We start from the raw sequence: 19,087 nt of genomic DNA on the forward strand, positions 1-19,087 counted from the left end.
TTCTAACTATCACCTTTCTGTGAATTTATCTTCATTCTCTCTTGTGTGCGTTCCCAATCTTTTCTTAAGTCATCATCACTAGGATGAACATACATTTGAATTGTCGTTTGAATATGAGCATGTCCCGCACGTTTCATCAAATGCTCATCTTTCCAGCCAGACTTTCGTAATTCAGTCAGTGAAGTATGACGAAGCATATGAGGTGTTACATGGATAGCTGTTTTCTTTTTTAATCGATTAAATAACGATACAACGTCCGTATATTCTAAAGGGCGGTGTTTATTCTCTCCTGATAACTTAATAAAAACATGGTTAGTATCTACTTCATCTGTATGTATTTCAGCTATATATTCAAAATAAAGGTCCATTAATTCTTCGGATACATCAATTATTCTTGGACTATATACAGTTTTAATTTCCGCAAAATTTTCAAGTTCGCCACGATCGCAAATATGAATCTTTCTTGCATCAACTTGGAAATCTTCAAGCCATAGAGAAAGGACTTCACCGATTCGCATAGAACTTTCCCATAATAATTGGATAAGAAAGCGATCACGTATATTTGAACAGGAGAAAATCAATTTTGTAACTTGTTCTTTAGAAATAACCTTCGGTTTTTCTTTTGGCACTTTAGCTTTGAGAATATTAGCTGTAAATTTTTTATCTTTGTTAATATGATATAAGAAGTCTTTAAAATTTCTACGAGAGCCGGTTATTTGTGTTCTTAGGCGTTCTGATAATTGAATAGAGTAATCCTCATGACGCATTAAATAATCGTAAAACCCTATTACAGTGGCTAAAACAGTATTAATTGTTCTTGGCTTTCTTGATAGGGTTGAAATGGAAATAGATACTACTTTGTTGTTCCCATATGGATTTTGTAGCCACCCCATAAAGGATGCCATCTGGTCTATACCAATCTCACGGTAATCCAATTCTTCTTGCTCTAGAAATTCAAAAAATAATTTCAGATGAAAGCAATAAGACCGTAAGGTATTACGTGCAGCATTACTATTATCTTTGAACCTTAAATACTGAAGAACAGGTTGAATAGGCTCTCCATTCTTATCAACTAGCATATATCGCGTCTTTCCGTTTGATAAAATGACATGTTCTACTTTCACAATATCCCCCCAATACTTAAGTAATTAACAATCTTCTTAGAATTGTTATCTGTACTTAGTACACTTCATTCATCCCCCACCTTAAAATACTTTAAATACTCTGAAAAATCAATATAGTTATAGTTTCTTTGAAGGTAAATAAAAAACCATAAGCCTCACTTAAAGAACTATAAGGTCTATGGTTTTATTTAGTATAGTTAACATGTAAAAATAGGTCATACTCTATTGATAACGCCATAATGGTTAATTTAGTTTATGGCCGTTAAAATGCCTTGAAATGATAATTAATTCCTTAGCGTACAATTTTCTTTTTTGGTGATGTCGGGCCCACTAGTCCTAAATTATATCCTTAATAGTCCAAAGATCCCTCATATATTAGTAAAGTCATTAGTTCTACTTTGCGGTCGGTCTATGCCAGCACGCTGGCACTACCCCTATCCCAAATTGACATTTTGTTAGCGGTACACCCTAAAAACAAAAGAGGTTTCCCTAAAATCGGAAACCTCTTTTGTTTTTTATTTAACTAACCGCTTTAAAAGGGGTAGAGGGAGCAACTGTGACAGGAAGTGCAAAGTAACTTCCAATAAATATATTCATAAAAAGAAACACAATTTTTTTACTTCTATTGAAGATATAAAAAAACATGATGCCGCCCCATTTTTATTTCTAGGTTCTGGATTTTCAAGAAGATATATTGGTTCTCCCAAATGGGATGATTTATTAAAAGAATGTGCTTCCTGGACAAATAAAAATTATAAACAGTATGTATCAAAAGTTAAAGAGGTTCAATCAGATGATCCAATGTTTTTACCCCATATAGCAAAATTAATAGCTGAAGAGTTTGAAGATATATGGTGGAATGATGAATCTTACGATGATATAAGTAAAGAAAACGAAAATGATATCAAAGATTATGCATTACCCCTAAAAATTGCTACAGCTAAATACTTAGAAAAATTTAACCTCCTAAACTGTCAAAAAGATATGGAAAAAGAAATTAGTGCTTTAAAAAAGTTAGCAAAAAACAATTCTATAGACGGTGTTATCACCACTAATTGGGATTGCTTAGCCGAGGAGATATTTGGATTTGAAAAATTTATTGGTCAAAAGGCATTATTATTTTCTAATGTATTAAATGTAGGAGAAATTTTTAAAATACATGGTTGCATTACGGAACCAAATTCTATGATTTTTGATGCAAACGACTATGATTCGTTTAATAAAAGAAATCATTATTTAGCTTCCAAATTAACAACCATTTTTATTGAACACCCAATAGTTTTTATTGGATATTCTTTAAGAGATAGTAATATACGAGAAATTCTCAATGCAATAATTTATGGTATAGGTGAAGAAAGACTTGAAAAATTTGGTAAAATAATTTTTTCCTTGAATATGATTTTGAAGATGGAGATTTTATTTATACAACTATGCCAGTTGATTTACCAGATGGTACGCTCGAAATCACTTATATAAAAACACATGATTTTGCGGGTGTTCTTGAAGCACTAGGGGAGAATGAACGGAAATTTTCAGCCAAATTAGTACGCCAAATGAAATCTTATTTATATGAATTATTACTTACTGATGACCCCAAAGATCAAATATATGTAGCATCTGATGTAGACAGTAAAATCGATTTTGATGAAATTCAGTTTGTATATGGAGCTGGAATTATAGAGAAACTTTCGAACACAGGATATAGTGTAATACCTAATGATGAATTATTAAAAGATATAGTAGGTTTAAATGAGAAAAAATATGATTATAAAAAAATAGTTGAAGAAACTTTATTAACAGCAAATAAATATCATTTACCAGTGCATTACTTTATACATAAGAGTGGTTTAGATATAAGTTCTATAGATAATAGAATTATAAAACGAAGTGTTAAATCACATAAATCCCTGTTAAACTCTAAAAGAGATGTCGAAAACATTAATCAGTTGTATAAATCGCTAACAGATTTAACTAATAAAGAGGGTATTGATAAATCACTTGAATATGCACTTTACATCTACCCAGAGAAAATCGATAAAGATGAGTTAAAGGAACTCATCGTCTCTAATATTAATTTATTAGACCATGGGAAAACAACACAAAAAACTTCTATACGGAAGCTAATTAAATATTATGATTGGTTAAAATATAGAAAACCCAAAAAAGGGGAATTGATTTTAAAAGATCAGAAAACTGAAGTTTAGTTATATTATTCACTTTACAGGCTGAGGAAACTTGCTTACCTCTGAAACGAATGGCCGGAATAGATGTCCAAAACTTTGAAAAATATTAAATGAATAAATAATAAGAAAAGAATCCATGTTGATTCTTTTTTTATTATGTTCCAAAAGGTACACCTTTTGACAACACTTGAAAACTACTAAAACACACACTTCAAAAGGTTAGAAAAACATTTTTGAAGCACTTCAAAAATCACATATACCTTTTGGTGTGTTTTTTGTTATAATTCAATTAAACTAAATTAAATATTATCAAGATTCATACTTTGGAAGAGGTTGTTATTTTATGAACACTAAGAAATTTGGATACGTTCGTGTTTCCAGTAAAGATCAGAATGAAGAACGACAAATTATAAATATGAAAAATGTTGGAATTGATGAAAGAGATATTTTTATCGATAAAAAGACCGGAAGTAATATGGATAGAGAAAACTATCAAACAATGAAAAGAATTGTCCGTACAGGTGACACAATTGTTTTTGATTCTTTAACAAGACTTGGACGAACAATGAATGACATTTTAGAGGAGTTTAAGTATTACGAAGAACAAAAAATAAATTTAGAATTTTTAAAAGAACCATTTATAAATATGACTTATAACGGCAACGTCACAAACGATGTCATTCAAAGTGCTATTCAAAAAGCAACTGCGACTATTCTATCAGCTTTTGCTGAAAAGGAACGCCAGGACATTAAACAACGACAGGCTGAAGGAATCGCTTTAGCTAAAGCACAAGGAAAGCACTTAGGAAGACCTCGAACTAAAGTTACTCAAGAATTCATTGATGCATACAACGAATGGAAAGAAGGGAAAATCACTGCTACGGCTGCTATGATGAAATGCAATATAACTAGTAGTTCTACATTTTATAGAGTGGTCAAAAGGTACGAGAGTAAATAATGCTCTTATCTCAATATAAAATTAGTTAGGGATGAATGATCTTGTTCATTTACAATTAATTCCTTTATCGGGAGTTTATGAGAATAACGAAGGTTCCCATGTATCCTCAGAAACTAATTTTACGTTCCGGATCTATACTCAAACAACGTAGTATAGCGCTATGCACCTCTATTGAAGAACATAACAATATACTACGTTATTGTACAAAAATAACGATTTTATAGTGCTTTTTTAATACGATTCAATTCTTTTATGCACGAATTCATAAATAGCACATACATTAGATTTATCTAACGTTTTTGCCTTAGAAATAGAATTCTCACATTCCTCAATACAACCGTCTATAAGCTCTATTGCTATATCTCTGTTATTTTTTAAGACTTTCATACCTTCTTCTGTAATCCCCATAAGGATAGTTGCAATAACTTCCTTTATATTTACCATAAATACCACTCCGTTCCTATGTATTGCTACAATTATAATCCTGATATCTTTTTGGGAGTCCAATTCCTAATCCAAACCTATATATTATCTATTATTTTTAGACTTCATAAATTCATATGTATTTAAATACTTCTCTGCTATACCTGGTACAAATAGCCCCATGGATTTAAATTGTTTTACCGCTTCTTCTTCATCCATTTCCCAATCCACACAACGATTCAAACCAGGAACTCTGTTTTTAAACGGTATTTTATCATATTCTATCCAATTATACATATCTTCATTTCTTAATTCGAATTGTCCCGAAGGAGCTAATATTACCCCAATCCAATTTGTAGCTTCATGCCAACTTGCTGCTTCATCAATTGCTGGCCCAATCATTATATTCCCTTTTCTCGAATATTCCCCATAAGATGTCGCCCCTCTAACAGGAATATTATTTTTAATAGATTCGGGAATTATGTATTTACATATTTTCGCATGAATCGAGAGAGCTTTATCTGCATCTCCAGGTGTAAAAATAGCTATTGTATCAGATATACTTAATACATCTGTATTAATCCCTCTTAATTCAGGAAATCCTTCAAATTCCAAACTGGTAATTTCCGCTGCTTCTTTTTTTACTCCATTAATCATTTTTTCTAACTTTCGAAGGGAATCCGGATTATCCTTCCAAATCCCCTTCCATCCTAGAACATCTAAAAAAGAAACTGCTCCTGTCTGCATTATCATATTTACTTGTACCCCCTAAAAACACCACTCGGTGAGCCTTTCTCACATAAATTTACCCATTCTGCTAATTGGTTTAAGGAGCTTTGCACATCATCATAGCTCAATCCTTCTTCTTGAGCCTGCTCCCATAGCCATTCAAAATATCCTGGTAATGACTCTGGGTAATTAATTGAATCATGAGTGAAAGAAGCATATAAAAATGGACTTCCATCTTTCTTACAATCTCCTGTGTAGCTTAAATGACTAAGATGCCATCCTGATTCAATTCTCTTAATTTTATAAACGTCTTCATTTCCCCATCTTCTTGAGAAAACTTTGAAATCAAACTCATGCCCTATAGTTTGATCCACAGGATCGTCGTTTGCATGCACATCTTGTATGAAGTCTAATAAATCCTCAGAAGGATGTATATGTTTATAAAAATTAATATCATCTGATGACATCCCTCTATTTTGTATCATATATCTATGATGAACAGGTTCTTTTCCGTCTTCTTTCAATGACATATGAAGTTTATGTGCAGCATCTGCCATACGATCGAAAATTTTCGTTGTCTCTTCATAAGGAATTTTCCGTGAATGTATATCTGCTTTTAATGTTTCTAAACATTTTTCTACAATCCCTTTCAACTTTAATTGTTCGGGTTTCAAGTCAATACCTGCCATAAGTAACAATCCCCCTATAATATTAAAAATGTATACTTATATTATTACATATTCCCTTCATTTTCCGAAGAAATACAATATAAAACTATTTAAAAAATTACTTTTAGTATTATATAAAAATTACATAATAAAACAAATCATAACAGATTATTTATTATTGTTTTATATACTTCTTTATTTAGATATATTTATTACTGATTCAATATTTATAAAAGATAATTCGTCATGTAAGTTTATAATCCTGAGGTGATTTTTTAGCGTATCAAAATAATGGATATACCCAACTTCTGAATGAATTTTGTACTGCTTATAATATAAAAATGAAAAGAAACTTCCTACTATTTATAAGGAAGTTTCTTTTCATCTGAAAAACTTGGGGTTTGTGTCACTTGGTTAGCGGCCCCCCCTTATAAGCATACAGCACAACCTCCTAATATTGTTTTTACATTAATATCCATCTATCTGGCCGTTTTTGGACTTATCTCTGACATACCCCAATTTCTCTCGAGGACGAATAATTAAAATTGGAATTTATTTGCATATAGCCCCATATTTTGCTTTTGGTTGCCATACCCCTCTTTCAAATAAATGTAATCTTTGCAACAAAGCCACTTTTTATATTGTAGCAATAGACATTGTAATCAATCCCTACTTAATAAATTTCATATTCATCTAATATATCTTTCATTTCAAACCAATCATCATCTTCAAAAACATTGTCGAGTTTCGATAACTTAAATTTCAATTTCTGTGCAAAAATAAAAATGCTATCAGCCAGTTCAATTAATTGGTTATTATCTAGCTTATAAAGCGTATCTCCATATAAATATTGCCAAACATATTCTGTTACTTCTTCATCTTGTTCAGGCGAGTTTTCTATACATTCTATGATATAAATAAAATCTTCTTTAATCTTTTCGTATACTTCTTCTAATACTAATTTTTTTGGTATCTGTATTTGATTTTCAGTTAGCGATTGTATTAATTTTTCTTTTTGTTTTTTACTCAAACTATCGCTATTAAACTTGGTTTTTAAATCAATTAATCGGTCATATTCGGTATTGATTAAATTTATAATTTTTTTCTGATTAACTTTAAGAAAATCAATATCGCTATCAGTATAAATCCCGTCTGTATTAATCCTTCTAATTAAACTGTTTATATTCTTACCAATATAGTTTATTTCTTTAGTTAAATCTCTATAAACTTTCATATCAACATTAAGTTTAAAATGTATTTTTGCTGAATCAATAACAAAAGCTGAAGTTGATTTATATCCCAATTCTACAGCTTTATTTTTTATCATTTCTTTATCTTTTTCATCTAAAGTTATTTGCAAATATGTTTTATGAATAAACCCCATAATTTCACCACCAATTTTATAAATTAATCGAGCAAAGCGACAACAAATATATAAGTGATTTTGCAAAAAATCGCTTATTTATATTTGTAAAGGTCGTAGGAATCTCCTATCAAGTCAAAAACAACGTTTTTGGGGATTACCATGGTAATCCCGTAGCTTGCCTATTTACTAATACCCCAAAATCGTACCACCTTTTCCAGTTATGTGTAATAAAATGTTAAATACTTCATAAGGAAATTGGTATGGAAATGGTGAATATAGATGATACACAAAGATTGCAATGGAAGTTGTAGCACGAATCTTTAAATTATCGGCACAAGCCTTATTACATGTTTGAAAATCATTAACAAATTTACAAGAAAATAAAGAACAACCTACAGAAGATAATATTCTAGATGAAAACCCAAAAATTAGTAAACAAAAAATCAACGAACTTATTAAAAAGAAGAATAAAAATGATGGTGTAATTGCTTAAACATAATGTCACAAATTATGTTTAAAGCAGCACTGGAACCAATACGAAATATCCTAGAAGATATGACAGTTAGTTTAATAGCCACTGACATTTTCAGCAGGCAACGATTATTTTATCTACTTTGAGTAGTTAATTTATTCTAAACAAGAAGGGACTTCCTTCTCTTTATGCATTATGCTGGTCAAACTTATTAAGAAAGGAGAAAAACGAATCTATTTTCAGTTATAAATTTGTAAACTAAATAAAAATAGTGACATAGTGCTATGTTGCCGTTTTTATTTAGACACCTACCAGGAAGCAACTCTCCTAAGTATGAAAGCTTATTAATTAGTAGAATACTACTTATTACAAACCACCCAATTTTCATAAAGCTTCCCTTTTACGAAAGCATTGAATTTCTTTACTTGTTCAGCCATTAAAATCCTTTTATTTTAATGTTGGTCTAGCCAATAAGCAAATAATTCGCTAACACTTATGTTATGGCTTTTTGCAATTCTACGAGCTTTTTCCTTATGAGATGGTGTGAACATAAGTGACATTTGTTCCTTTTTTTCTTTTCCTTGTGGAATATTAATTTCAGGATTTTTAGGAAGCTTTAACCATCTCATATTCCACACCTCGACTCCAATTTCTACAAAGGAATCTGTTAGCTCCCACTTAATACCTTCACTTTTATGCTCTACAATCACTCCTTTTTCATTAATCCACTTCTCTCCAACCTCAGTAATTGCTAACATTTGTTGAGTATTTCTCATTTCCACTCTCTCCTTCTCTAATCAGATAACTATTTTTCATCTACAATATTATTGACTTACAAATCCTTTAAACTTAATCTCCTTCGAGATAAAGAAAATAGTCAAATGTTTGAAAAAGAAATAATCCATATGCATATATTATCACCAAACGAACACTAGCTCTACAAGAACTTAAAATATATTAAATATCTAACTTTTACACTTATTTAGTTAGTATATCTAACTTTTATGGTATGTAGATGACTGAATAACTATACTCGCACTATGAGAACATTAGGACAAACTATTAAATATTTTAGAAAAAAGACAGGGTTAATCCAAGAAGATTTTGCTGAAAAATATGGATTTAGTCATGGACAAATGAAGCATTGGGAAACAGATCGACACCAGCCGGATGTTGAGAGCATCAAAACTTTAGCATCGATTTTCCGCATTTCTACAGACACACTTCTCAACTTCGAGAACGAGCAAGATGATGCATTATTATCATTGCTACAAAAAGACGTCAAAAGAGCTTATGAGGAGCTTGACGGTCGTCAGAAAGGACGTTTCGCAAAACAAGTTTCGTTGTATGTAAAAATGTTGCAAGAAAACAAAGATGTACTATAATTTGATTTCATCATAAAAGAAATCATTTCCAAAATAAAGAGGTGAAATTTTACATAATTTTACCATTCTTACCATCGAGAGCGAACGCTCTCTTTTTTTATTTGTTTTAAATTACAATACATATTTTAGCCATTTAACTCTCACGCTTTAATACTTTACCCATCCCATCCTTAAAGCCCTTATAATAACCTTGATCATACGATAAATTTATAATTTCAACCTCTTGCTCATTTAAGTCTTGTTCGATACAATCCTCAATGTAATTTCATATTACTAATCTAGTATCCAAATCATTATATTTAATCGGTCGTGAATCAAAATGATTATCGAATAGATAATGTAAAAAACTAATTCTTTCATCATTTTTCATATTTTTTATATGCGAAATCATCTCATTACATGTTTTTTGTGTCATTTTTAATCACCCTCCTACAAGGCCCAGTACCAGCGTTGCTGTAACCAGGGGCAAACTAAGATGGTGGCCACATTGCCATCAACGTAAAGAATCAAAACAAAAGCCTATTTAAAGAAACAGACTTAAGGATAGAGTTTATGAATCTTTTTCAAACATTGGGGCTACTCATGAGCGATTAAACCGGAAAACTATTCGAAATATTATGTTGATTATGTTTCCATTTAAATAGATTTTGTTTTTTCATACTGATTACGTCCTTTTTAGAGTACTAGTATCAGTATATCCAAGATTTAGAGATTACTTGTAATTACCTTGAAATTTTTGCACCAAAACCTTTCTTGTATAGATGATTCAATAATATTAACTACCATATTAATATCTTCTTCTCTAATATGTTGATGTATAACAAGACGTACAACATTCGGCAACCAAGGAAAAACAAGTAGACCTTGCTCTCGGCAAGCGTTTGTAAAACTTTGAGAATCTATTCCCGTTCGGATTAAATCTATATATATCATATTTGTTTGAACTTCATGTTCTTCGATGGTGATTTTATTGATAAGGTTAAGCTTTTTAGCCAATAGTTTTGTTAGTCTATGATCTTCTACAATTCTATCCATATTATTCTCTAGTGCAAATTGTGCTCCTCTAGCATACATTCCAATTTGGTGTAATCCTCCACCAAATTGTTTTCGATATTTTTTTGCTTCTTGTATTACATCAGTTCTCCCCATTAACATAGAACCAAATGGTGCTCCCAGCCCTTTTGCAAAACATACAGTGAGTGTATCAACATTTTGGGCATATTCACTAAGAGGTACACCTGTGGCGACATGTGCATTAAATAATCTTGCCCCATCTAAGTGCAATGAGAGATTATTTTGTTTCGTATAATCTCGCAACTCTTTTATCACTTCTAGTGGAAATATTTTTCCTTGGTGATAATTTATTGTATTTTCTATACTAACTAATTGAGGCTGAGCATAAAAAGCTCCTCTTGGTTTAGCATTTATAAGTTTTTCAACTATAGATGGATAAAGTATGCCATCTATAGTTTGTATTGTATTTAAAACGACTCGATTTAGCATTACTGTTGAGGAGCTTTCATAAAATGAAATATGATAGTTATAGTCAGTGATAACCTCATTTCCCTCATTAACTTGGCTTTTAATTGCAAGTTGATTGGACATAGTACCACTAGGGATAAATAAGGCGTCCTCCATCTGGAATAGTCGTTTACAGTAGGCCTCTATTTGATTGACACTTTCATCTTCACCATAACAATCATCTCCTACATGAGCATGAAGCATTATTTCTTTCATTTCGTCTGATGGAATAGTTAACGTGTCACTTCTTAAATCTAGCATAATTAATCTCTCCATTTCATTTTGTAAATTTAATAGTATATGGAAAAAATCCACACCTTACCTTCAAAGTAGCTATCTAATAGTTGTTCCTTCCGTAACTAGTAAGTTATCAGTATCACAGACGGGAGATGTCAAAAGTTTTATTCTTTTAATAAATTTAACGCAAAATTATGGAAAAATTATGGAGATTATCTGTAAATAAACAGAAAATTACGTCTAGTGTTTTTTATCCAATTAAGGTAGAGGGAAAAACTGTACTGACAAGTGCAAAGTAGAATCAGATGGGGATACAGCCTAGATACATGTAAGTTCGAGTCATAAGGATATATTTTTTTACCAATAGGTATTTTTTAGGGTATTTGTAACATAAACGTTCCGTTTTTGTTACAAGGGAGAGTACTTTTTTATTTTGAAAACAAAAAAACCACCAAATAAAATGGTAGTTTAAAACACAATTATTTATTTTATAATAGTGATATTAGTGTACCACCAACAGCACCCGCCACTACAATGACCCAAGGTGGTAATTGCCAATACGCTAACATACTAAATAATATGGCAGCGAAAGCAAAATCAACAGGTTGTAAGATTGCACTTGTCCAAATCGGATGATAGAAAGCTGAGATTAAAATTCCGACTACAGCCGCGTTTACTCCCATTAAAGCACCTTTGATTTTAGGATTTCGTCTTAGTTGATCCCAAAATGGTAATGTACCTAAAATCAGAAGAAATGCTGGTAAGAAAATAGCTACAGTTGCCAATAATCCACCTTGCCATCCACCAATAACAGCACCAATATATGCTGCAAATGTAAATAACGGTCCAGGCACAGCTTGAGTAGCACCATAACCGGCTAAAAATGATGCTTCATCCATCAAGCCTGTAGGTACAAATTCACGTTCCAGTAACGGTAAAACAACATGACCTCCACCAAAAACTAAAGAACCTGAGCGATAAAAACTATCAAACATTGCAATCCAATTTAACGATGTAACCTCTCTTAGAATTGGGAGGAAAACAAGTAATCCCCAAAATAGTGATAAACAAATTACTCCTAACTTTCGAGAGATTGGGAAACTTAGTTTTGCTTCATCATTATCTGCATGATTTTTGTAGATAAGATAGCCAACTAGACCTGCTAATAAAATGACACCAACTTGTGTGAAAGCTGTTTGCCATAATAACGTTCCAACTAAAGCAAATAATGCGATTGATTTACGTTGTAAATCTGGTGTCAATTTTTGAGCCATTCCTAAAATCGCATGTGCTACTACTACTACCGCTACGATTTTCAGTCCATGAATCCAGCTAGCATCTCCAATGTTTAAACCTTGTAAAACTAATGCAAATATGATTAATGCTATAACAGAAGGAAGAGTGAAGCCTATAAAAGCAAGAATTCCTCCGAGTACACCTGCACGCATTACACCGATACCAATACCAACTTGACTACTCGCAGGGCCAGGTAAGAACTGACATAATGCAACTAAATCCGCATAACTTTTTTCATCCATCCATTTTCTTTTGCGAACATACTCTTCATGAAAGTAACCGAGATGTGCTATCGGTCCCCCAAAAGATGTAAGTCCAAGTCGAGTAGAAACAAACAGTACTTCTAATAAAATCTTAAATCTGCTTTGTTGTGTTGTATGATTCATTCTACACGCCCTTTCTTATTAGTCTTTAATTTCTTTAAAAAGTTCGTATGCTTTCTTTCGTGCTTCCACTAGAACATCTTGCCCTTTTTCAGTAGCTGTATAATATTTTCTGATTTTCCCGGCCACATTACGATCCTCTTTATTTAAAAGACCATCACTTTCCATTGCATGAAGAATAGGGTATAAGGTACCAGGACTTATAGTATAGCCATGTTCCCTCAGTTCTTCTAACATCCATGCACCAAAGATAGGATGTTCCTTAGCATGATGTAAAATGTGGATTTGGATAAATCCTAAAAATAACTTTCTTAATAATTTATCCTCCAAGTTTTCCCCCTCCTATAGCATCAAAATCGAAAAGCAATATCGAACTTCGTTATTAATGTATCATTGATATATACTCTTTTCAATTGCTTATAAAATAATTCACAAAAGCTTTACAATGATTAAAAAGTCAATTTCCTTACCGTACAGGAAATTGACTTTTTTATGTTTGAAATTTGTTTAGCGAATAAAAAAGCGATTTTCATCTACCAAAAAATATCTTAGCGTAGGTTTTATAACATTTAGTTGGTTGGCTCCCTTTTTTATGTATATTAATCTTATTTTACAGCCTCTTTTAGACTTTTCCCAGCTTTGAATGCTGGTACTTTTCCTCCTTGGATTTGCATTTCTTCCCCTGTTTGAGGATTACGTCCTGTACGTGCAGAACGCTCACGCACCTCAAATGTACCAAATCCAAGTAATTGTACAGATTCCCCTTTTTGTAAAGATTGTGTGATTTGATCCAGAACAACTTGCACAGATGTAGTTGCATCCTTTTTAGATAGGGATGCATTTGTAGCTACCTGGTTAATTAATTCCGTTTTATTCATGATAAACCTCCGTATTACACATTATGTTATAGGTTGTTATCATACCATAATGAATAATAAAATAAAAAACACCCAAAAACAATATACATTTCCAGTCTAGTTCTTCTTCTCTCTTTCTATGTTAGTTACATGTGTAGCGGTTTCTTTTTGTTATAATGGAATAGGGGATGACAAATGAGAAAGCCAGTACCTATAAAGTGCCTCCTAGGAGGAGATGAATGAAAGAATCACTTAATGTAGAGGGGAATGGTGAAATACATGGAGAATTTGCAAGAAAAACAATATAAACGACTAGAATTAGAGAAAAAAGATATTACCCTATTTTTAAAAAGTGGTGTGAGGATACCAGGAACGATTATTGGATCAGATCGTTTTACTGTACTAATGATGGTTAATGGAAAACAGCAGCTCATTTATAAACAAGCTATCTCCACGATTGCAGAGTAAAATGTCATTTATGATAAAAATAAGGGGTGAGTATTTATGTTGCAGGATAGGGTGAATGAATTAAATAGTGGAATTTTAGACATCGTGGGGGAAAAAGTCCGTGTAACAGGGTTTACACGTGAAGAAATACTGCAATCCTTTTTGAATACAGGAATAAAAGCTTGGAGCTTTATAGGATTGTATGATGTTCAAGATTTAGAATTTCATAATATCAAAGATGATGCATTAATCGTTGTTCGTAAAAACGGAAAGGAGCTAAACAGGTATCAATTTAAAAATGTCACGAAAAATACGGTTCAATTTAAAGATGTAAAAGGAAAGAATGTTTCCCGTACCTTTATTATTAGAAAAAGTATCTATAGCGACCATTATCACTTCTATTTCGTAGTGGATAAAGAAAAGGAATTTTCAGCATCTGACGAGGAAAAGCAATCAAGGCTATTCGACAATAAAGATGTATTAAATAACTTTTTAGTAGAAAAATACGGCATTCATTTTTAGGGGGTAGGATAGATGCAAAATATGATTTTGTTGGATATCGAGACCAGGGATTTTGATGTAGATTCAGGGATATATGAAGTTGCTCTATTGGTTGTAGAGGATGGGAAAATCATTTTGAGCGAACACATCGCAGAGGTAGAGGATGAAGCTTCTATTCATTTAGGGATGGGAGAGGGGTATGCAGATATCTCTGAAAGCGAATTACACAAAGAACGGTTCCGAACCATCATTAATACATACAAGTATCCAGTCGTTGCCCATAATGTTCCTTTTGATAGGAAATTTCTCATCCATTATGGCTGGATGGATGAAGAATATGAATGCTATGATTCGATACGAGCTATTAAATACGCGAATCCTCATTTATTTTCGTATTCATTAGGATATCTATTATACTTTTATAATATCAATCGTCCATTAACTCATATAGCGTTAGATGATGTTAAAGTGCTTTATGAAGTAATTTTAAAAGCGAGCCCGACCATATGGATCCCGTTATACAAAGTTTCCCCTAAAAAATTTAAAAACTTTGTAGAAACTACAGTAAATGTGGAGGGACAAAGCACGGTTTTTCAAGATAAACGAATTGTTTTTACTGGAGCAAGTCCTTTTTCGAGAGTCTTGATGCAAGAAATCGCAAAAAAATGCGGGGCAGTTGTAACAGGAAGTGTGTCATCGAAAACAGACCTTTTGATTTGTGGAGAAAAACCTGGAAGCAAGTTAGATAAAGCGAAAGAGCTAGAAATAGAGGTCCAAACAGATGAATGGTTCATTGATGCCGTTTCGAAGGATTTGAATTTGGCAACGGCAACGGTTACACGTCGAAGTATTGCTGCTACAGAGAATCCAGGAGTTCCGTTTAAAAAAGTTCCTGAATTAAAAGGAAAAACCGTTAATATTGCCCTTCTTCCCCTTAGTGTTCAAAGAAAGGTGGAAGATATTTTGATTCATCATATGGAAGTGTCGAGACTCAATAAAGGGTCAAACGGATACAAGGTCGATGCCATTATTTACGCTGATGATGGGGATTATGTCCTTTTGAAAAAGGCGAAGGAACTGCAAATTAAAACGATTCCCCTGTCTAAATTCAATCAAATGATATTAAATTAAATAAAACAAAAAAAGAAGTATGACGAATGATTCTTAAGGGGTTCTGAGACCTTTCTAACATTCCTCACACTTCTTTTCGTATTCCCCCTTTTCGAGGAGACGAGCAAAAATACCCCACTCCCTTTAAGTTCTTGAATTTTATTTATTCCAATATACTAAGTTATTATCTAAGTTATATTCTAATAAATTAATTATTAAGCAAGATTCCCTACTTTTTATAACTGCATTTAACAGGATAAATATATGTATTTATGCACTTATCATATGTTTTAACAAACAAATTAAAAATGTAATAACAAATGAATAAATAAAGAAAGAAAAAACTAACTAAAAAAAAACTTCAGACAATTTACAGAAAAGCTATTCCAAAAAAGATATAATATGGTTTATAATGTAATCGAAGTAATTGATAACCTAATAATGTAAGATATTTAATTTGATGTATTATTTTACCAAATAAGTTTTATATCTTAATTTATTAAGTGTTACATTTCCTTCCTAACTCTACGTTTTGGAATACAGTGGGGTAATATAATCTAATAGTTTGGGGTGCTCTTATGTTAACTACAGTTCTTAGTAATGAAAATAGTTTAGATGTAGAAAAAAAAGTAGAAGAATTCGAATCTAAAGGATACCTTCAAATCTCAAATGATGTTTTCTTGCAAGATGCAGAAAGTCACAATTTATTAACGCAAGCACAGTTAGATTACTACAACCTAGAAAACGACGCTTATGGTGAATGTCGTTCCAGAGCCTACTCAAGATATATAAAATATGCAGGTTCATCCGACTATGTTTTGGATACGGAAAATGGTTACTTCCAATCCGAAGAGTATAATTATGATGATGGCGGAAAAGTTAGAGACTTCAACAGTATAAATGATCAGTTTCTACATAATCCTTTGATTGAAAAAATTGTACGTTTTGATAGTGAATTTGCATTTAAAACAAATATTATAGATACAAATAAAGATTTAATCATAGGTTTACATCAAGTAAGGTATAAAGCAACGAAAGATAGTCCATCTTTTAGCTCTCCTATTTGGTTACATAAAGATGATGAGCCAGTTGTCTTTCTACACCTTATGAATTTAAGTAATACAGCTATGGGTGGAGATAATTTAATAGCAAATAGTCCTAGAGAGGTTAATGAATTTATCAGCTTAAAAGATCCTCTAGAAACTTTGGTATTTGGTCAGAAAGTTTTCCATGCTGTAACACCATTAGGAACTGAATGTAATACAGAGGCTTTCCGTGACATTTTGTTAGTAACTTTTTCTTATAAGGAGACAAAATGACAAATACTAAAACAATCATGATTTCGGGAGCAAACAGTGGTATAGGAAATGCTTGTATTCAACATTTCCTAGGAGAATCATACAATGTAATTGCTCTTGATATTAATACTAGTAATTTAATTGACTATACAAAGACACATAGTTCTTTTAAATTAGTACAAATTGATTTAAGTGATAGCAATGCAATTAACGAGCTATTTATAAAATTAGATTTAGAAAATATTCGTCCCGATATACTTATAAACGCTGCTGGGATTAGAGAGATAACACCTGTGTTAAACCTTTCTGATGAGCTATTTAAAAAAGTAATGGATGTAAATCTAGTAGCACCTTTTATTCTTTCTAGAGAAGTAGCTAAGCGATGGTGCGAATTTAAAATACCAGGTTGTATTATAAATATAGCATCTGTTTCTGGATTAATGGCTGAGCCTGAACGTGCGGCATATGTAGCATCAAAGCATGCACTAATTGGACTGACTAAACAAATGGCTATGGAATTTGGAAAACAAAATATACGAGTAAATAGCATTTCTCCTGGTGTTATTAGAACCGAGCTTACAGAAAGCTATTTTGATAATGAACAATTAGTATCTCTTATAAAAAGTAATCAGTGTCTAGATACTTGGGGATTACCACAAGATATTGTTTCATGTGTCGATTATTTGATTTCTAATAAGGCACGCTTTATTACTGGTTCTAATTTTGTTATTGATGGTGGTTGGACAGCAGGAAAGAACTTATAACTGAGTGTTTTAACCGAAAGCACCGGTCCTTTGTAAAAGGTCGGTGCTTTTCTTACTATAAATCTGTTATTTGCTGGAGGGATTGGATTGATTCAACAAACACTTAAAGATGGAAAATCATTGCCCGCTTTAAAAATGATAGCATCCATGGTTATTTTTGGTTCAGTAGGTTTCTTTTCTGTACAAACAAATTTACCGTCATTTGAGTTGGTATTTGTAAGATGTATTTTTGCAACAATATTTCTAAGCTTATGCTGGCTTATTACTGGACAGTATAAACAGGATAAATGGGAACGAAAAGAAGTTATTCAGGTCTTAATCTGCGGTTTTTTCTTAGTTTTCAATTGGGTTTTCCTGTTTAAGGCATTTGAGAACATGTCTGTTACAATTGCGATTTCAGTATATCATCTCGCTCCGGTAATTGTACTGATCATTGGTAGTATTGTATTCAAAGAAAAATTAACAGTATTGTCTGTTATTTCTATTGGTATTTGTTTTGTAGGAGCACTATTAATTGCGGGCATTGATAAAAATTTCTCCTTGGATTCACTAATGTCCTCTGGGATGGTATGGGGACTTCTTGCAGCTCTATTTTATGCATTTACGACCTTGTTTGGAAAAGGGATAAAAAAAATGAGTGCTTATGCAATGACTTTTTTGCAAACATTCTTAGGCATTTTTCTTTTACTACCCTTCATAGATTTTGACGCATTTAATGGACTCACTCAAAGTAACTGGACGTATATTATAGCAACTGGTTTGATTCATACGGGAATCGTATATTACCTATTCTTTGATAGCCTACGTGATTTATCTACAAAGTTAATTTCAGTATTAGTGTTTTTAGATCCAGCTGTGGCTATTTTATTAGATACTATACTTACTGGCTTCCGTCCAACTTTGATGCAGATATCAGGAATTACTTTGATTTTCGTTGGTATGGCATTAACATTAAAAAAATCTAAAAAGGAAACTTCACAATTAAAAAAACAAAATATAAAAGATAATGCCCATATATCATAATAAAAAGCTTTGCGAAAAATCATGCAAACCTTTTTAATTACATATACTACATGCTCATGCAAATGAATAATACTTATACCTAAAGAAACCCAAAAAGAAAAGCCACTATTTTAGTGGCTTTTCGTAAGCAACAAAAAATAATATTTTTGTTGCTTACTTAAAAAAATCCAATAGTTTATCAAATACTGATTTATTTTCTTTATGCATTAAGAGCTCTTTTTCATTCATTATCCCGGATCCATATTCATATTTACTTCCCAAACTTGTAGCTGTTTCTTTAAGTGTTTTTTCAATTTCAACATTACTTATATCATTATCATGTTGTTTGAGTAAAGCTATTAC

General features: G+C 31.9%; 20 protein-coding genes and 1 pseudogene. 10 read left to right on the plus strand and 11 right to left on the minus strand.

Translation table 11 applies throughout. The features are described 5' to 3' along the window. Positions 1-2: 2 nt before the first annotated feature. The gene (locus BAMA_RS18760) at positions 3-1,124 is read right to left on the minus strand and encodes a tyrosine-type recombinase/integrase (protein WP_034642269.1); all 1,122 of its coding nucleotides are present in this window, start codon (positions 1,122-1,124) and stop codon (positions 3-5) included. 801 nt (positions 1,125-1,925) lie between these two features. Here BAMA_RS18760 and BAMA_RS18765 point away from each other — a divergent pair. From BAMA_RS18765 to BAMA_RS18775, 3 genes are all read left to right on the plus strand, one after another. Continuing rightward, the gene (locus tag BAMA_RS18765) at positions 1,926-2,600 is read left to right on the plus strand and encodes an SIR2 family protein (RefSeq protein ID WP_034642271.1); all 675 of its coding nucleotides are present in this window, start codon (positions 1,926-1,928) and stop codon (positions 2,598-2,600) included. Further along, entirely contained in the window at positions 2,555-3,328 is a 774-nt protein-coding gene (locus BAMA_RS18770; RefSeq protein WP_034642273.1) for a hypothetical protein, read from the plus strand. The genes BAMA_RS18765 and BAMA_RS18770 overlap by 46 nt, the downstream gene beginning before the upstream one ends. A gap of 322 nt (positions 3,329-3,650) precedes the next feature. Then, a complete protein-coding gene (locus tag BAMA_RS18775; RefSeq protein WP_034642275.1) occupies positions 3,651-4,265 on the plus strand; it encodes a recombinase family protein in 615 nt (204 codons plus the stop codon). Positions 4,266-4,496: 231 nt separating this feature from the next. On the opposite strand, the gene BAMA_RS18780 is transcribed toward BAMA_RS18775, so the two are convergent. The 5 genes from BAMA_RS18780 to BAMA_RS18800 form a co-directional block, all read right to left on the minus strand. After that, on the minus strand, positions 4,497-4,709 hold the full coding sequence (locus tag BAMA_RS18780) for a hypothetical protein (RefSeq protein WP_034642277.1): 213 nt from the start codon (positions 4,707-4,709) through the stop codon (positions 4,497-4,499). Positions 4,710-4,793: 84 nt separating this feature from the next. Beyond that, entirely contained in the window at positions 4,794-5,441 is a 648-nt protein-coding gene (locus BAMA_RS18785) for a hypothetical protein (protein ID WP_235184481.1), read from the minus strand. 2 nt (positions 5,442-5,443) lie between these two features. Next, the gene (locus BAMA_RS18790) at positions 5,444-6,106 is read right to left on the minus strand and encodes a hypothetical protein (RefSeq protein ID WP_034642279.1); all 663 of its coding nucleotides are present in this window, start codon (positions 6,104-6,106) and stop codon (positions 5,444-5,446) included. Between the two features lie 652 nt (positions 6,107-6,758). Then, complete coding sequence (locus BAMA_RS18795; protein ID WP_034642281.1) at positions 6,759-7,469, minus strand: hypothetical protein; 711 nt, start codon at positions 7,467-7,469, stop codon at positions 6,759-6,761. A gap of 906 nt (positions 7,470-8,375) precedes the next feature. Next, positions 8,376-8,699 (minus strand): hypothetical protein, encoded by a 324-nt coding sequence (locus tag BAMA_RS18800; RefSeq protein ID WP_034642283.1) that lies wholly within the window; start codon positions 8,697-8,699, stop codon positions 8,376-8,378. A 264-nt stretch (positions 8,700-8,963) separates the two neighbouring features. On the opposite strand from BAMA_RS18800, the gene BAMA_RS18805 reads away from it, so the two are divergent. Beyond that, positions 8,964-9,308 carry a helix-turn-helix domain-containing protein gene (locus tag BAMA_RS18805; protein ID WP_034642285.1) on the plus strand — a complete coding sequence of 115 codons (345 nt, stop codon included), beginning with the start codon at positions 8,964-8,966 and terminating at the stop codon, positions 9,306-9,308. 705 nt (positions 9,309-10,013) lie between these two features. Here the strand turns inward: BAMA_RS18805 and BAMA_RS18810 are convergent. The 4 genes from BAMA_RS18810 to BAMA_RS18825 form a co-directional block, all read right to left on the minus strand. Further along, the gene (locus BAMA_RS18810; RefSeq protein ID WP_051759029.1) at positions 10,014-11,090 is read right to left on the minus strand and encodes a threonine aldolase family protein; all 1,077 of its coding nucleotides are present in this window, start codon (positions 11,088-11,090) and stop codon (positions 10,014-10,016) included. 464 nt (positions 11,091-11,554) lie between these two features. Beyond that, positions 11,555-12,748 (minus strand): chromate transporter, encoded by a 1,194-nt coding sequence (locus BAMA_RS18815; protein ID WP_034642287.1) that lies wholly within the window; start codon positions 12,746-12,748, stop codon positions 11,555-11,557. Positions 12,749-12,766: 18 nt separating this feature from the next. Next, positions 12,767-13,075: a PadR family transcriptional regulator gene (locus BAMA_RS18820; protein WP_034642288.1), complete on the minus strand. Its 309-nt coding sequence runs from the start codon at positions 13,073-13,075 to the stop codon at positions 12,767-12,769. Between the two features lie 275 nt (positions 13,076-13,350). Further along, complete coding sequence (locus BAMA_RS18825) at positions 13,351-13,623, minus strand: HU family DNA-binding protein (RefSeq protein WP_034642290.1); 273 nt, start codon at positions 13,621-13,623, stop codon at positions 13,351-13,353. Between the two features lie 258 nt (positions 13,624-13,881). Here BAMA_RS18825 and hfq point away from each other — a divergent pair, with 258 nt between their 5' ends. The 6 genes from hfq (at position 13,882) to BAMA_RS18855 (ending at position 18,745) form a co-directional block, all read left to right on the plus strand. Next, the gene (gene hfq, locus BAMA_RS18830; protein WP_034642325.1) at positions 13,882-14,070 is read left to right on the plus strand and encodes an RNA chaperone Hfq; all 189 of its coding nucleotides are present in this window, start codon (positions 13,882-13,884) and stop codon (positions 14,068-14,070) included. A gap of 36 nt (positions 14,071-14,106) precedes the next feature. Beyond that, entirely contained in the window at positions 14,107-14,571 is a 465-nt protein-coding gene (locus BAMA_RS18835; RefSeq protein ID WP_034642291.1) for a hypothetical protein, read from the plus strand. Positions 14,572-14,583: 12 nt separating this feature from the next. Continuing rightward, positions 14,584-15,681 (plus strand): 3'-5' exonuclease, encoded by a 1,098-nt coding sequence (locus BAMA_RS18840; RefSeq protein WP_034642294.1) that lies wholly within the window; start codon positions 14,584-14,586, stop codon positions 15,679-15,681. A gap of 557 nt (positions 15,682-16,238) precedes the next feature. Next, positions 16,239-16,979 (plus strand): 2OG-Fe dioxygenase family protein, encoded by a 741-nt coding sequence (locus BAMA_RS18845; RefSeq protein ID WP_034642296.1) that lies wholly within the window; start codon positions 16,239-16,241, stop codon positions 16,977-16,979. After that, positions 16,976-17,722 carry an SDR family NAD(P)-dependent oxidoreductase gene (locus BAMA_RS18850; protein WP_034642298.1) on the plus strand — a complete coding sequence of 249 codons (747 nt, stop codon included), beginning with the start codon at positions 16,976-16,978 and terminating at the stop codon, positions 17,720-17,722. The genes BAMA_RS18845 and BAMA_RS18850 overlap by 4 nt, the downstream gene beginning before the upstream one ends. Before the next feature lie 135 nt (positions 17,723-17,857). Then, positions 17,858-18,745 carry a DMT family transporter gene (locus tag BAMA_RS18855; RefSeq protein WP_415782956.1) on the plus strand — a complete coding sequence of 296 codons (888 nt, stop codon included), beginning with the start codon at positions 17,858-17,860 and terminating at the stop codon, positions 18,743-18,745. 153 nt (positions 18,746-18,898) lie between these two features. On the opposite strand, the pseudogene BAMA_RS24760 reads toward BAMA_RS18855, so the two are convergent. Further along, a pseudogene (locus BAMA_RS24760) lies at positions 18,899-19,087 on the minus strand (hypothetical protein); the annotation flags it as partial.

Source organism: Bacillus manliponensis (assembly GCF_000712595.1).
Lineage (GTDB): Bacteria > Bacillota > Bacilli > Bacillales > Bacillaceae_G > Bacillus_A > Bacillus_A manliponensis.

What these genes read in the sequence shown, in the direction of transcription:
- BAMA_RS18790 (WP_034642279.1), bottom strand. Translation starts at nt 6,106, where the DNA reads ATGGCAGGTATTGACTTGAAACCCGAACAATTAAAGTTGAAAGGGATT.
- BAMA_RS18800 (WP_034642283.1), bottom strand. Translation starts at nt 8,699, where the DNA reads ATGAGAAATACTCAACAAATGTTAGCAATTACTGAGGTTGGAGAGAAG.
- BAMA_RS18855 (WP_415782956.1), top strand. Translation starts at nt 17,858, where the DNA reads ATGATAGCATCCATGGTTATTTTTGGTTCAGTAGGTTTCTTTTCTGTA.
- BAMA_RS18775 (WP_034642275.1), top strand. Translation starts at nt 3,651, where the DNA reads ATGAACACTAAGAAATTTGGATACGTTCGTGTTTCCAGTAAAGATCAG.
- BAMA_RS18815 (WP_034642287.1), bottom strand. Translation starts at nt 12,748, where the DNA reads ATGAATCATACAACACAACAAAGCAGATTTAAGATTTTATTAGAAGTA.
- BAMA_RS18780 (WP_034642277.1), bottom strand. Translation starts at nt 4,709, where the DNA reads ATGGTAAATATAAAGGAAGTTATTGCAACTATCCTTATGGGGATTACA.
- BAMA_RS18805 (WP_034642285.1), top strand. Translation starts at nt 8,964, where the DNA reads ATGAGAACATTAGGACAAACTATTAAATATTTTAGAAAAAAGACAGGG.
- BAMA_RS18770 (WP_034642273.1), top strand. Translation starts at nt 2,555, where the DNA reads ATGCCAGTTGATTTACCAGATGGTACGCTCGAAATCACTTATATAAAA.
- BAMA_RS18825 (WP_034642290.1), bottom strand. Translation starts at nt 13,623, where the DNA reads ATGAATAAAACGGAATTAATTAACCAGGTAGCTACAAATGCATCCCTA.
- BAMA_RS18785 (WP_235184481.1), bottom strand. Translation starts at nt 5,441, where the DNA reads ATGATAATGCAGACAGGAGCAGTTTCTTTTTTAGATGTTCTAGGATGG.
- BAMA_RS18765 (WP_034642271.1), top strand. Translation starts at nt 1,926, where the DNA reads ATGTTTTTACCCCATATAGCAAAATTAATAGCTGAAGAGTTTGAAGAT.
- BAMA_RS18810 (WP_051759029.1), bottom strand. Translation starts at nt 11,090, where the DNA reads ATGCTAGATTTAAGAAGTGACACGTTAACTATTCCATCAGACGAAATG.
- BAMA_RS18840 (WP_034642294.1), top strand. Translation starts at nt 14,584, where the DNA reads ATGCAAAATATGATTTTGTTGGATATCGAGACCAGGGATTTTGATGTA.
- BAMA_RS18845 (WP_034642296.1), top strand. Translation starts at nt 16,239, where the DNA reads ATGTTAACTACAGTTCTTAGTAATGAAAATAGTTTAGATGTAGAAAAA.
- BAMA_RS18795 (WP_034642281.1), bottom strand. Translation starts at nt 7,469, where the DNA reads ATGGGGTTTATTCATAAAACATATTTGCAAATAACTTTAGATGAAAAA.
- BAMA_RS18850 (WP_034642298.1), top strand. Translation starts at nt 16,976, where the DNA reads ATGACAAATACTAAAACAATCATGATTTCGGGAGCAAACAGTGGTATA.
- hfq (WP_034642325.1), top strand. Translation starts at nt 13,882, where the DNA reads ATGGAGAATTTGCAAGAAAAACAATATAAACGACTAGAATTAGAGAAA.
- BAMA_RS18835 (WP_034642291.1), top strand. Translation starts at nt 14,107, where the DNA reads ATGTTGCAGGATAGGGTGAATGAATTAAATAGTGGAATTTTAGACATC.